This is a genomic window from Bradyrhizobium yuanmingense (genome assembly GCF_029167105.1).
Taxonomy (GTDB): domain Bacteria; phylum Pseudomonadota; class Alphaproteobacteria; order Rhizobiales; family Xanthobacteraceae; genus Bradyrhizobium; species Bradyrhizobium yuanmingense_A.
Map to the genome: position 1 here is coordinate 369,344 of NZ_JARFML010000001.1, position 14,175 is coordinate 383,518.

The 14,175-nt window shown below is 65.4% G+C and carries 9 protein-coding genes; 2 read left to right on the forward strand and 7 right to left on the reverse strand.

Translation table 11 applies throughout. From position 1 onward, the window contains the following. Window positions 1–4 precede the first annotated feature (4 nt). Window positions 5–1,951, reverse strand: a complete 1,947-nt coding sequence (locus P0R31_RS01810) for a maltotransferase domain-containing protein (RefSeq protein ID WP_275512592.1) — start codon at window positions 1,949–1,951, stop codon at window positions 5–7. 204 nt (window positions 1,952–2,155) lie between these two features. Here P0R31_RS01810 and malQ point away from each other — a divergent pair, with 204 nt between their 5' ends. Together malQ and P0R31_RS01820 are read left to right on the forward strand one after the other, a co-directional pair. Next, a complete protein-coding gene (gene malQ / locus P0R31_RS01815) occupies window positions 2,156–4,117 on the forward strand; it encodes a 4-alpha-glucanotransferase (RefSeq protein ID WP_275512593.1) in 1,962 nt (653 codons plus the stop codon). A 30-nt stretch (window positions 4,118–4,147) separates the two neighbouring features. Further along, window positions 4,148–5,950 carry a glycoside hydrolase family 15 protein gene (locus P0R31_RS01820; protein ID WP_275512594.1) on the forward strand — a complete coding sequence of 601 codons (1,803 nt, stop codon included), beginning with the start codon at window positions 4,148–4,150 and terminating at the stop codon, window positions 5,948–5,950. 198 nt (window positions 5,951–6,148) lie between these two features. On the opposite strand, the gene P0R31_RS01825 is transcribed toward P0R31_RS01820, so the two are convergent. From P0R31_RS01825 to P0R31_RS01850, 6 genes are read right to left on the reverse strand one after another with little or no spacing between them, the layout of a single operon-like run. Continuing rightward, on the reverse strand, window positions 6,149–6,961 hold the full coding sequence (locus P0R31_RS01825; RefSeq protein ID WP_275512595.1) for an HAD family hydrolase: 813 nt from the start codon (window positions 6,959–6,961) through the stop codon (window positions 6,149–6,151). Then, window positions 6,958–7,464, reverse strand: coding sequence for a gluconokinase (locus P0R31_RS01830; protein ID WP_430516786.1), 507 nt, complete (start codon window positions 7,462–7,464; stop codon window positions 6,958–6,960). The genes P0R31_RS01825 and P0R31_RS01830 overlap by 4 nt, the downstream gene beginning before the upstream one ends. A gap of 22 nt (window positions 7,465–7,486) precedes the next feature. Then, window positions 7,487–8,236: a 6-phosphogluconolactonase gene (gene pgl / locus P0R31_RS01835; protein ID WP_275512756.1), complete on the reverse strand. Its 750-nt coding sequence runs from the start codon at window positions 8,234–8,236 to the stop codon at window positions 7,487–7,489. Continuing rightward, window positions 8,236–9,747, reverse strand: a complete 1,512-nt coding sequence (gene zwf / locus P0R31_RS01840) for a glucose-6-phosphate dehydrogenase (protein ID WP_271541974.1) — start codon at window positions 9,745–9,747, stop codon at window positions 8,236–8,238. Before zwf ends, pgl begins: the two co-directional genes overlap by 1 nt. A 28-nt stretch (window positions 9,748–9,775) precedes the next feature. After that, on the reverse strand, window positions 9,776–10,774 hold the full coding sequence (gene gnd, locus P0R31_RS01845) for a phosphogluconate dehydrogenase (NAD(+)-dependent, decarboxylating) (protein ID WP_275512597.1): 999 nt from the start codon (window positions 10,772–10,774) through the stop codon (window positions 9,776–9,778). 13 nt (window positions 10,775–10,787) lie between these two features. Continuing rightward, window positions 10,788–13,637 carry a bifunctional transaldolase/phosoglucose isomerase gene (locus P0R31_RS01850; protein ID WP_275512598.1) on the reverse strand — a complete coding sequence of 950 codons (2,850 nt, stop codon included), beginning with the start codon at window positions 13,635–13,637 and terminating at the stop codon, window positions 10,788–10,790. Window positions 13,638–14,175 lie beyond the last annotated feature (538 nt).

The window sequence follows — 14,175 nt, forward strand, 5'->3', positions numbered from 1 at the left end:
GCCCTTACGCCAGGCAGCGGAACAGAAGTGCCGGATCGCGGTCGGGATCGATACGCAACCTGATGCCGCCCCATTCGATGCGGGACTGTTCGCCGGTGAGGAGGTTTTCGAGTGTCGTCACATGGTGACGCCGTCCTCCGGCGTCAACGGTGAGATCGCCGAGCGGCAGCCAGCATTCACGCACCTGGCGCGACAGCGCGATCACGACGACGACAATGTTGGCCGGATCGGCCGCCTCCTTCGCGAAGGCGATCGTCTCGCCGTCCTCGATGGCGAGGAAGCGCAAATTCGCGGTCTGCTGGAGCGCCGCGTTCTCGTTGCGGATGCGGTTGAGCGCGGCGATGTAGGGTTTGATGTTGCCCGGTCTGTCCCAGTCACGCTGCCTGATCTGGTACTTCTCGGAATCCAGATATTCCTCGCGGCCGGGAATGGCGTCGTGCTCCAGCAGCTCGAATCCGCTGTGGACGCCGTAATTGCCCGAGAGCGTTGCCGCCAGTGCGATCCGCGACTTGAAGGCCCAGGCCTCTCCGCTCTGCAGGTGAAAGGGCAACAGGTCAGGCGTGTTGACGAACATGTTCGGACGGTAGAAGTCGCGTTCGGGATAGCGCGTCAGCTCGCCGAGATATTGCTCCAGCTCCCATTTTTCCGTGCGCCAGGGGAAATAGGTGAAGGACTGCGAAAAGCCGAGCTTGGCCAGGCCCTTCATCAGCTTTGGCCGTGCATAGGTCTTGGAGAACAGGATCACGTCGGGATGACGGCGGCTTATGTCGCGGATCAGCCACTCCCAGAACGCGAGCGGCGCGGTGTCGTGATTGTCGATGGCGAAGATGGTCACGCCCTTGTCGATCCAGAACAGCATGGCGTCGCGAAACGCGTTCCACAGCCCGACGCGATCGACGGAATTGAAATCGGGGACGACGATGTCGGAATAAGGGCCGTTCGCCGTCCGCACCGAACGGTCGGGCCGCCATTTGAACCATTCCGGATGCTGAGTCAGCCAGGGATGATCCGGCGAGCACTGCACCGCGAAGTCCAGCGCAAGCTCGAGCCCGTATTCAAGACATGTGGCGACCAACGCGCGGAAGTCCTCGATCGTGCCGAGCTCCGGATGCAGCGCATCGTGGCCGCCCTCGGCCGAGCCGATCGCGTAGGGCGAGCCGGGATCGCTTCCCCGGGCCACCGGCGCATTGTTGCGGCCCTTGCGGCTGGTCTTGCCGATCGGGTGGATCGGCGTGAAGTAGAGCACGTCAAAGCCCATCGCGGCGATGTCAGGCACGCGCGCGATGCAGTCGCGCAGGGTGCCATGCCGGCCCGGCAATGCGCTCTGGCTGCGCGGCATCATCTGATACCAGGTGCTGAAGCGGGCCTTGTCGCGGTCGGCGGTCAGCGGGAAGAATGGCGAACGCGTCAGGTCCGGCCGCGACTGGCTCTCGGCCATGGCTGCGCCGAGCTCGGTTGCGAGCAGCGAGGTGATGTCGCCGTTCCTCAAATAGTCCTCGCACTGCCTGATGATGATCGCTGCGGCGTCCTGCCGCGCGCCATGCGCCTTGGTCAAAAGCCCGGCGCCCTCGATCGCATCGAGGCTGACATCGGCCCCGGTGCGCCGCTTTCGCGCGGCGGCGTGCGACCATGTGGCGAACTCGTCGGTCCAGGCTTCGATCGCGTAGACATATTGACCGGGCTCGGGCGGCGTGAACGCGCCGGACCAGCGGTCATTGCCGTGATGGGTCATCGGCTCGCTCCGCCATTCGCGTTCCTGCTCTCCTCGCCAGATCAGCGCGGCTGAGATCACGGCCTCGCCATCGCGGTAGATGTCGGCCCAGACCTCGACCGGCTCGCCCGCGATCCGCTTCACGGCGAAACGGCCGCCGTCGATCGCGGGATAGACGTCCTCGATCAGGAAAGCGCTGCCGGCCGCGGCACTCTCGACAGTTTGAATTGTCTTGTTCACGGTGATGCCATTGACAAGAAAGCAGGAGCCCGTTTCCCTTGTCGGGAACCCACGCTTGGTACCATGATAGAAAGCCGCTTGTGTGTCATTGGTTCCCTTGGGAACGGCAAGCGCAGTTTGCGAGTTACCCCTGACTAACCTCTTCCGCGATCTCGTTATTCTCGATGCCCCTGGCCAATCAGTGGCCTGCAAGCTGCGTGCCGAATGGATCTTTTAGCTCAAGCCCGGATCAAGGGCGTTCAATCCGAATTCATCGATGCCCTCGGCAAGCTGCGGGTCACCGCGCCCGAGGCCCTCAAATCCATCCTCGATGCCCTGCCGGAGAAGCGGGTCTATCGCTTCGTCAGCGGGCCGGTCGTGGTCCGTGCGCTCGGACGCCCGCGCACGGAATTGGCGTCGGTTGGCGCGCCGCCGCTGCAATGGAAAATCGTCGGCAACGGCAATGTGATCGCGGCAGGCGAGACGCGGGAGCCCGTGATCGCCTGGCCCGCGGGCGTGGCGCTCGGGTATCACCGCCTGACGCTGACCGATGCCGAAGGTGCGAGCGAAGACGTGCCGATGATCGTGGCGCCCGAGCGCTGTTTCGGCGGCGATTTCGACCGCGGCTGGCTGCTCGCCGTGCAGCTCTACAGCGTCCGCTCCGATCGCAATTGGGGCATCGGCGATTTCACCGATCTCGCCGGTCTCGTCCGGCTCGCCAAGCAGCTCGGGGCCGACGGCGTCGGACTCAATCCGCTGCATGTCCTGTTCGACGATCACCCGGCCGATTGCAGCCCCTATTCGCCGAACAGCCGGCTTTTCCTCAACCCGCTCTATATCGACGTCGAGGCGATCCCTGAATTCTCGGCCGACCTCGTGCCCGACGCGGCCGCGACGGCGGCCCGTCTGCGCGAGGGCGACCGCGTCCCTTATACCGACATGGCGGCGCTGAAATGGCTGGGCCTGCGCGCGGCCTTTGACAGTTTCGTGACAAGCGCGAGCGCGGCGCGTCGCAAGGCGTTTGACGCCTTCCGTGCCGCCCGCGCGCCGCTGTTGTCCCGCTTTGCCTGTTTCGAGGTGCTGCGGCACCGTTTCACCGGACCCTGGTGGGAATGGCCGCAAGAATGGCAGCAGCCGGACGAGGCAAAATGCGCCGAGCTGCGCAATGGCCCGGACCGGCGCGAGGTCGAGTTCGTCGAATTCGTGCAATGGACGGCCGACAGCCAGCTGCATGCGGCCAAGGAGCTGGCCAGCCAGCTCGGTATGCGGGTCGGGCTCTATCTCGACGTCGCCGTCGGCGTTCAGTCCAACGGCTTCGATGCCTGGAACGAGCAGACGGCGATCTCGCGTCATCTCGCGGTCGGCGCACCGCCCGACGTGCTCAACACGATCGGCCAGGATTGGGGCCTTGCCGGCTTCAACGCCGGTGGGCTGGAAGCGCAATCCTTCGTCCCGTTCGCCGACATGCTCGCGGCGTCGATGCGCCATGCCGGCGCGATCAGGCTCGATCACGTGCTCGGCCTGAAACGGCTCTATCTGGTGCCGCGCGGCTTCAAGCCCGACAACGGCGCCTATGTGCAGATGCCGTTCGAGGCGCTATTGGCCGCCGTGGCGCGCGAGAGTGCGACCCATAAATGCATCGTGATCGGCGAGGACCTCGGCACCGTGCCGGAAGGTTTCCGTGAGATGATGCAGGATTTCGGCATCTGGTCCTATCTCGTCATGATGTTCGAGCGCGACGATGCCGGCCATTTCCGCAATGTCGATCATTACCGGCCCAATGCGCTGGTGACGCTGAACACGCACGACCTGTCGACCTATGCCGGCTGGCGCTCCTTCGGCGATCTCAAGATGAAGCGATCGCTGGGGCTCGATCCCGGCGAGAACGACCAGGCGCGATGGGATGCGCTCGGCAGGCTCGACGAGATCCTGCGCCAGAACGGCATCAGCGCCAACGATCTTTATTCGGTGCTGGCCTTCCTGTCGCGCACGCCCTCGCGGCTGCTCGCGGTGTCGATGGAGGATCTGCTCGGCGTCATCGACCAGCCCAACATCCCCGGCACGATCGACGAGCATCCGAACTGGCGCCAGCGCCTTCCGGTCACGCTCGACAAGATCGTCTCCAGGATCGATCTCGCAGCCTTGAAGGCTGCGACACGGGAACGTTCATTGCCCGGCGGGAATTGAACCGCCGGGACTTGCCAGGCTCGCACGACATTGTCTCAGAGGATCGAGGACTACGCGCTGATCGGCGATTGCGAGACCGCGGCGCTGGTCGGGCGCAACGGCTCGATCGACTGGCTGTGCTGGCCCGCCTTCGATTCCGACGCCTGCTTTGCCGCCATCCTCGGCACCCACAAGAACGGGCGCTGGCTGATCGCGCCGAGCGAGGGCGCAACCTCCATCTCGCGGCGATATCTCGGCAACACCCTCATCCTCGAAACGCGGTTCGAGACGAAGAACGGCACCGTCGCGCTGATCGATTTCATGCCGCTGCGCGGCAAGGCGTCCGACATCGTGCGGCTGGTCCGCGGCATCCGTGGCACCGTGAAGATGCGGATGGAGCTCGTCATCCGCTTCGGCTTCGGCGCGGATATTCCCTGGGTGCGGCGGATCGACCATTCCTTGATGGCCATCGCCGGCCAGGACATGACGGTGCTGCGCACGCCGGTCGAGACCCGCGGCGAGGATCTGACCACCGTCGCCGACTTCGAGGTGAGGGAAGGCGAGACCGTGCCCTTCGTGCTGACTTACGGTCCCTCGCATCTCGACCCGCCTGCGCCGATCGATGCGGAGCTGGCGCTTCAGGAGACCGAAAAATTCTGGGAGGACTGGTGCGGCCATTGCACCCGCGACGGCGACTATCAGGCGCTGGTCCTGCGCTCGCTGATCACGCTGAAGGCGCTGACCTTCGCCCCGACCGGCGGCATCGTCGCGGCACCCACCACCTCCTTGCCGGAGAAGCTCGGAGGCAGCAGGAACTGGGACTATCGCTTCTGCTGGCTGCGCGATGCCACCTTCACGCTGCTGGCGCTGATGAACTCGGGCTACACCGAGGAAGCCCTGGCCTGGCACAATTGGCTGCTGCGCGCCGCGGCCGGCTCGCCTTCGAACATGCAGATCATGTACGGCATCTGGGGCCAGCGGCGCCTCCTGGAATGGGAGGCGGGCTGGCTCGACGGTTACGAGGGTGCGCAGCCGGTGCGCGTCGGCAATGCCGCCCACGCGCAGCTCCAGCTCGATGTTTACGGCGAATTGATCGACGCCTTCCACCAGTCGCGCATGGCGAGGCTCAAGCTCGACGACGAGACGACCTGGGCGCTGGAATGCGCCGTGCTCAATCATCTGGCCGAAGTCTGGGACCGGCCCGATCACGGCATCTGGGAGCGGCGCGGCCAGCCCAAGCATTACGTGTTCTCCAAGGTGATGACCTGGGTCGCCTTCGACCGCGGCATCAAGAGCGCCGAGACCTTCGGCTTCAAGGCGCCACTGCTGCACTGGCGTGCGCTACGCGAAGCCATCCATCGCGACGTCTGCAACAGGGGATTCGATGCGGAGGAAAATGCGTTCGTCGAGTCCTACGGCTCGAAGATGCTCGACGCCAGCGTGCTGCTGCTGCCCGCCGTCGGCTTCCTGCCGGCGGACGACCCGCGCATCCGCGGCACCATCGCCGTGGCCGAAAAATGCCTGATGCGCGACGGTTTCGTGCTGCGGCATGACCCGCGCGAGCTGCCCCCGGACCAGCCGCCGCTCGAAGGCGCGTTTCTGGCGTGCACGCTGTGGCTCGCCGATGCCTACGTACTGTCGGGCGATCTCGACAAGGCGCAAGTTCTGCTTGACCGCGTGGTCGGCATCGCCAACGACGTCGGACTACTGGCCGAAGAATACGATTCAGTTGCCAAGCGCCAGACCGGCAACTTTCCGCAGGCGCTGACCCACATCGCGCTGATCAACACGGCGCACAATCTGTCGGCGGCACGGCAGAAGAGCGAGAAGCCGGCGATGCAGCGGTCGAAGTAGTAGCAAGATCTATCAGGCGCTTTTGCCTCCACGAGGGCGGTGCGCTCCTCGCCCGCTTGCGGGGGAGGGTTGGGGAGAGGGTGTCTCCGCAATGGGATAGCCCCCTAGAGGAGAAAGCCCTCACCCGCGCCTTCGGCGCGACCCTCCCGCAAGCGGGAGAGGTTGCACCGAGCCCGGGGCAATCTAAAGCCATTCCGTTCAGCCCACCCCATTCCGCGTCAGGATCATCTCCATCGCCTCGGCAAAACCGTCCTGCTCATTGGTCGCAGTGACGTGCGTCGCCTCGTCCTTGACGTTGTCGGCGGCGTTGCCCATGGCGATCGAGGTGCCGCTGACGCGGAACATCGCGAGGTCGTTCTGCATGTCGCCGATGGTGGCGACCGCGTCGGTCGAGACGCCGAGGCGCTTGGCCATCGCTTGCACGAACGTGCCCTTGTTGAAGCCGGGCGGCGTGATGTCGAGATAATAGGTCTGCGAGCGCACCGCGGTGGCCTCACTGCCGAGCGCCTCCTGCATCGCCTTCTCGCAGGCGGCGAGCCCGGCCGCATCGGCGCTGGCGCCGACGATCTTGCAGGCGCTCGCAAGATACGGCGAGAAGTCCGTCACGATGGTCGGATCGGAGCGGATCGTGTGCCGCTCGTGCGCGACGTAGCTGCCGCTGGGATTGTCGATCAGCCATTTGTCGGTGGTGAACAGCCAGATGTCGGCTCCGTAGTCGCGCAGGATCTGCAACGTGCGCTCGGCCGCGCGGGCCGGAATCAGGTGCTGCTCGACCGCCCGCATCTCGGGATCGACGATCGAGGAGCCGTTGAACGGCCCAACCGGCAGCCACAGCGCCAGCGGCTCGATCAAGAAGCGCATGCCGATCGCCGGACGGCTCGATGTGATGGTGAAGCCGATGCCGGCCTGGTGCAACCGCTGCACGGCGTTCTTCGCGCGCTCCGTCAGCGTCTTGTCCTTGGTCAGCAACGTGCCGTCGACGTCGGAAACCACGAGTGAGATTTGGGTCATGGCAGAACCTTGGGTGTTGCGCCGCCCAGTTTGAGCTGCCGCACGATGCCGTCTACGATCGCCTCGACGGTCTCGTCGATCGAGACGGTGATGGCGTGCTCGCCCGGCTCCGGCGGCTCCAGCGTCTCGAACTGGCTGGCGAGCAGTCCGGGCGGCATGAAATGTCCCTTGCGCTGCGCGAGCCGCTCGGCGATCAGCTCTTTCGTGCCTTTCAGGAAGACGAAGCGGACGTCATCGCGTCCGCGCAGCAGCACGTCGCGATAGACATGCTTCAGGGCCGAGCAGGCGATGATGACGTGCTCGCCGCGGCCGCAGACCCGCGCGATCTCGTCGGCGATGGCATTCAGCCAGGGCCAGCGGTCTTCGTCGGTGAGGGGATGTCCGGCCCGCATCTTCTCGACATTGCTGGCGGGATGGAAGCTGTCGCCGTCCTCGAAGCGCCAGCCGAGGCGCTCGCCGAGCGCCTTCGCGACCGTGCTCTTGCCCGAGCCCGACACGCCCATCACGATCAATGCACAAGGTGCTTCAGCGCGGCCCACGAATGTCCTCCGGAAGCGCGGCCCTGTCGACCAGCCAGATGGTCTCGCCGTCCGAGCGCGCGCGTAAGGCCGGCAGATTCTCGCCATTGCAGAGGCGCGTCAAGATCGGCCGCTTGTCGTGCCCGGCAATCTCGAACAGCATCTCGCGGCAGGAGGCCAAAGCCGGCAGGGTGAGCGAGACCCGCGGCACGAACGGCGCGACGTTCGCCTTGGGAACGCCGACGACCCAGCGTCGGGTCTCCTCGATCTCGGGGTAGCCGGGAAACAGCGAGGCGGTGTGGCCGTCCGGCCCTGCGCCCATCAGGACGAGGTCGAACAGCGGGCGTGCCGGATCGAGCTGGTCTGTGCCATAGAAGGCCTTTAGCTCACGCGCATAGGCTTCTGCAGCGGCATCGGGATTGTCGGCTGTGGTCGGGATCGGGTGAATATGGCCGGCGGGCGCGTGGCGGTCGAGAAAGGTCGCGCGCGCGACCGCCATGTTGTTGAGGGGATCGCTTTCGGGCACGAAACGCTCGTCGCCGATGAACCAGTGCACGCGCTCCCACGGAATCCTGCCGCGCCAGGCCTCGCTGCCGAGCAACTGATACAGCTTCTTCGGGCTGGAGCCGCCGGTGAGGCAGATTGCGATCCGGCCGGGATTGGCCGCGATCCGCGTCATCACGCGTTCGGCCGCGGCGCGGGCGAGAGCTTCGGCATCGGCCTCGACGATCAGCTTCGGCTGCTCGGCCTGAGCCATCACGAGTACTTCCGCCAGCTTCGCCCGTCGCGCCGGAGCAACTCGTCGGCGCAGGCAGGGCCGTCGCTGCCGGCTTCATAGGTTTCGATGCCGTTGCTGCCCGCGCTCTTCCAGGCGTCCAGGAACGGCTGCACGGCCTGCCAGCCGGCCTCGATGCCGTCGGCGCGCTGGAACAGGATGTTGTCGCCGATCATGCAGTCGTAGATCAGCGTCTCATAGCCGGTCGAGGGATCGGCGCGGAAATAGTCGCCATAGCGGAACTTCATCTCGACGCCGTCGATGGTGATGCTCGGCCCCGGGATCTTGGCGTTGAACTGCAACTCGATGGTCTCAGTCGGGGCGATGCCGATGGTGAGGAAGTTCTGAGACAGCCGGTCGACGTCCGTCCCTGAAAACATCGACAGCGGCGCCTGCTTGAACTTGATCGCGACTTCGGTGCGCTTGTGGCCGAGCGCCTTGCCGGTGCGCAAGTAGAACGGCACGCCGGCCCAGCGCCAATTGTCGATCATCAGCTTGAGCGCGACAAAGGTCTCGGTGGTGCTGTCTGGCTTGACGTCCGCGGTCTTGCGATAGTCGGTGATCTCGTCGTCGCCGCTGCGGCCCGCGAGATATTGCGCGCGCACCGAATTCTTCAGTGCGTCCTCCCGGCTGGGCAGCTGGATCGATGTCAGCACGTCCGCCTTCTCGGAGCGTACGGAATGTGCGTCGAAGCGGGCGGGAGGCTCCATCGCGACCAGCGACATCAACTGGAACAGGTGGTTCGGCACCATGTCGCGCAGCGCGCCGGTGGCATCGTAGAAGCCGCCGCGGTGGCCGACCCCGAGCTTCTCTTCCACGGTGATCTGGATGTGATCGATGTGGTTGCGATTCCAGATCGGCTCGAACATGCCGTTGGCAAAGCGCAGCACCAGGATGTTCTGCACCGTTTCCTTGCCGAGATAATGATCGATCCGGTAGATCTGGTGCTCGTCCATGATCTTCAAGAGTTCGGCATTCAGCGCGCGGGCCGAGGCGAGGTCGGTGCCGAACGGCTTTTCGATCACGAGCCGCCGCCAGGCGCCGTTCTCCTTCATCATGCCGGTGCGGCCGAGCTCCCGCGCGGTCGGCGCGAAGGCGGCGGGCGGCGTTGCCAGATAGAACAGCCGGTTGCCGCCGGTGTCCTGCGCGCATTCCAGCGAATCCAGATGCTCACGCAGGCGGTCGAAGGAGGGCGGGTCCTTTGCGTCGGCCTCGACGAAGGTCACGCATTCCAAAAGCCTCGTCGCGATGTCGTCGTCCACCGGGCGCGTCGCGAATTGCCGCAAGCCCTTCAGCAGGCTGTCGCGCAGCTCCTCATCCGACTGGCCCCTGCGGGCGACGCCGACGACGCAGAACTTTTCCGGCAACAGGTGCTCGGCCGCCAGATTGTAGAGCGAGGGCATCACCAGGCGATGGGTGAGATCGCCGGTGACGCCAAAGATGACGAAGGCGCAATTTTCCGGCTTGCGCTTTGGCTGCGGATCTTTTGTCACGAATGGTCGGCCTTCGCTTGGTTACTCGTTACTTCGGCTTCGCCGCGCCCGGCTGCGTTGGCTCCTTGTGCCCGCCGAACCCCGCACGCATCGCGGAAAGAATTTTTTCGGCGAAGGTGTGTTCCTTGCGGGAACGGAAACGTGTGTAGAGCGCCGCGGTCAAGACCTCGGCCGGCACGGCCTCGTCGACCGCCGCATTCACGGTCCAGCGGCCTTCGCCGGAATCCTCCACGAAGCCGGAATATTCCGACAGTTGCGGACTGTCGGCGAGGGCGCTCGAGGTGAGGTCGAGCAGCCAGGATGGAATCACGCTGCCGCGCCGCCACACTTCGGCGATGTCGGCGAGATCGAAATCGTAGCGATGATCCGTCGGCAAGGCCTCGATATTGGCATTCCTGAGGATGTCGAAACCTTCGGCATAGGCCTGCATCAGGCCGTATTCGATGCCGTTGTGGATCATCTTGACGAAATGGCCGGCGCCGATGGGCCCGGCGTGGATGTAGCCTTGCTCGACGCGGGGATCGCGGCCCTCGCGCCCCGGCGTGCGCGGAATGTCGCCGGCGCCCGGCGCGAGCGCAGCAAAGATCGGATCGAGGCGGTCGACCACCTGCTTCTCGCCGCCGATCATCATGCAGTAACCGCGGTCGAGCCCCCACACGCCCCCGGAGGTGCCGACGTCGACATAATGGATGCCGCGCGCCTTCAGCGCCTTGCCGCGGCGGACGTCGTCCTGCCAGAAGGTGTTGCCGCCGTCGATGATGACGTCGCCTTCCTGCATCACGCCGGCGATCGTCTCGATCGTGGTCTCGGTGATGCGTCCTGCCGGCAGCATCACCCAGGCCGTGCGCGGCCGCTCCAGCTTGGCGACGAACTCTTCCAGCGTCGCCGAGCCGACCGAGCCGTCGGCGGCAAGGCCGGCGACGGCCTTGGCGTCCTTGTCGTAGACCACCGTCGAATGCCCGTGCCGCATCAGGCGGCGAACGATGTTGCCGCCCATTCGGCCGAGGCCGATCATGCCGAGTTGCATCTGCATTATTCCTTTAGTTCAGCGCGTCGTTGAGCGCTGCATTGAGCGCGGCGAGGCCCTTCTTGAGCCCGCCCTTCAGGTGCACCCGCAGCGCACGCCGGCCGCGTTCCGTCAGCACGTCGAAATCGCCGCGCGCCTGCGCCGCCTTGATCACGCCGAAGCTCGCCTTCTGCCCCGGCACGGGCAGGTCCTTGGCGTCATCGGCGGTGATCTGGAGGAACACGCCGCTGTCGGGCCCGCCCTTGTAGGCCTGTCCCGTCGAATGCAGGAAGCGCGGGCCGAACTCGGCGCAGGTCGCGACATGCCGCTTCTCGCGCACCTCGAGGCGCATGGCCTGGAGCGCGTCGATCGTGGCCTTGTCGCGCGCGATGTAGCCGAGCAGGGCGACGTAGTCTCCGTCGCTGGATCGCGACAGATGCGCCTTCAGCCAGGAGCCGAGATCGCCATTGGCGCCGGCGGCGCGCAGCGCCGTGGCATTGGCCTCGTCGGTGTAGAGATCGGCGTCCTTGGTGCTGACCACCGGCGCTTCCGCCGGCAGCTTGCCGGTCTTCTCGAACGCGGCGGTGAGCTCGCGTGTCTTGATCTTGGCTGCTTCGACGTCCGGCTGGTCGAACGGGTTGATGCCGAGAATGCTGCCGGCCACGGCGGTTGCCATCTCGAAGCGGAAGAATTCCTGGCCGAGATGCTCGATCGACTTCATGACGATGCGGACCACGGGGTGACCCGCCGCCTCGATCGCGGCAAGCTGGGAATCGTGTGCGGCGTCCGCTTCGCCTTCGACGCGGATGTCGATGAAGAAGCGGTCGTTGCCGTAGACGGAGGGATCGCCCAGCGGCTCGCCCTCGATCGGGATCAGGCCCTTGCCCTCCTTGCCGGTCGATTCCGCGATCAGCTGCTCGGCCCAGGCGCCGAAATCGGCGATCTTCTTCGACGCCAGGATCGTCACCTTGTCGCGGCCTTCGAGTCCCGCGAGACCCATGGCAAGGCCGAGCTGCACGCCCGGGTTTTCGGACGGCGGCACATCGGGGCCACAGGAGCGGGCCATCGCCAGCGCATGCTTGACGAAGCTCTTGACGTCGATGCCCGCGGTTGCCGCCGGCACCAAGCCGAAGGGCGAGAGCACCGAATAGCGTCCGCCGATCGAGGGCTCGCCATGGAAGATGCGGGCGTAGTTCAGCTGCCTCGCCGCCTTCTCCAGCGACGAGCCGGGGTCGGTCACCGCGATGAAGCGATGACCGGTCTTCACCTTCGGCCCCACCGCCTTGGCAACCTGCTCGTGGAAATAGTCCTTCATCGCGTTCGGCTCGGTGGTGCCGCCGGACTTGCTGGAGACGATGAAGACGGTGTTGGCGATGTCGATCTTCGCCTCCATCGCCCGCACCTGTGCCGGATCGGTGGAGTCGAGCACGTGCAGCTTGGGGAAGCCGGGCTTCTTGCCGAAGGTCTCCGCCAGCACCTCGGGGCCGAGGCTGGAGCCGCCCATGCCGAGCACGACCGCGTCGGAGAATTTCTGGCCCTTCACGCGGCCCGCATAGTCCTCGTAATCGGCAATGTCGGCCTGCTGCGGGCTGTCGAGCCAGCCAAGCCATTTGTCCTCGTCCGCACCGGTCCATACCGACTTGTCGCGCTGCCACAACCTGCGGATCTTGGCCGACGCCCGCCACTCCTCCGTGGTCTTGGCCAGCGCCTTGCCGAGCCCGTCGCCCAGCGAGAGCTGCTGGCGGTCGAGTGCGGGCCCGAGGACGACCGCCCGCTTGTGGGCGACGGCGCCGTAGAGCTTGTCGGCGGCATCCGCAAACAGCTTGACGCCGTCCTTGACCAACTCCTCGGCGATCGCATCGAGCGAGATGCCGGAGCGCTCCAGCTCCTCCAGCACGCGCTTCGCGTCCTCGACGTTCTCCTCCAGGCTGTCGCGCGGCTTGCCGTGGTCGCGGAACGCATCCAGCGTTGCCGGCGGCACGGTGTTGATGGTGTCGGGGCCGATCAGCTCCTCGACATAGAGGACGTCGCTGTAATCCTTGTTCTTGGTGCCGGTGGAGGCCCACAGCATGCGCTGCGGCTTGGCGCCCTTGGCGGCAAGCTTCTCCCAGCGGGGGCCTGCGAACAGGCGCTTGTAGTCCTGGTAGGCGAGCTTGGCGTTGGCGATCGCCACCTTGCCCTTGAGCGCGGCGAGACGTTCCTTCTCGGACGGATCGTTGGCGCGGGCGATCTTCTCGTCCAGCTGCTTGTCGACCACCGAATCGATCCGGCTGACGAAGAAGCTGGCGACGCTGGCCACATGCGACGGATCGCCGCCGCCTGCGACGTAGGTCTCCAGACCGGCGATGTAGGCCTCGGCCACCTCGAAATAGACGGCCTTGGAGAACAACAGCGTGATGTTGATGCTGATGCCCTCGCTGATCAGCTGCTCGATCGCCGGCAGGCCCTCCGGCGTCGCCGGCACCTTCACCATCAGGTTCTTCCGACCGACGTCCTTCCAGAGCCGCCGCGCCTCCGCGATCGTGCCTGATGTGTCCATGGCGAGATAGGGCGAGACCTCCAGGCTGACATAGCCGTCGCCGCCCTTGAGGCGGTCGTAGACCGGGCGCAGCACGTCGGCGGCGTTCTGGATGTCCTCGATCGCGACGGCCTCGAACAGGTCGGCCACGGTGCGGTCGCCGCGCTTCAGCGCCTTGCCGATCGGAGCGTCATATTCGTCCGAGCTGCCGATCGCCTTCTCGAAGATCGACGGGTTGGAGGTGACGCCCTTGACGCCGTCGGTGTCGATCAGCCGCTTCAGGTCGCCCTTGGCGATGAAGCCGCGGGCCAGGAAGTCGAGCCAGACCGCCTGTCCGTGCTTTTCCAGTTCTTTGACGGGATTCATGATGCTTATTATCTCCAAGCCTGCGGACGAGGGGTTTTCGCGAAGGTCCTGACGCGCTATCCTCTAGCCTACATGCACCCGGGAGGGAACCAATCAAGGGTGCGGGAGTCATACCCTCCAGTGTAACTCCGTCGCGATCATGGCGATCCAGACGGGCACGCTTACTGTTGCGTAAAGGTCGTTCACCATCCGGCCGATCTGAGTGCTTCGCTGCCCCAGCGGGCATGTCGTCGTGGTCCACTCTACGCATCCGCGATCTCCGTATCGACGATGAATTTCTGCCACGGGGTTCGATGGCGGAGATCTTGCTCGAAGATTGCCGCGGTCACGAAATGATCGTGCTGAGGCCGACGCCGGACATGCGAAGAGCTCCGCAGCATCCCAAGCTGGCCGTTACGCACAGAACGATCGCGTTGTCATCCGTCGGGTGGGCCTGGCTTGGCAGCGATTGTGTCACGGTGCTGCGCGTTGCCGCGACGTACAGGCCGCCAGCACACTGCATTGCAGCAGGAAGATGAACGGGGACCGCAAGGCTTCG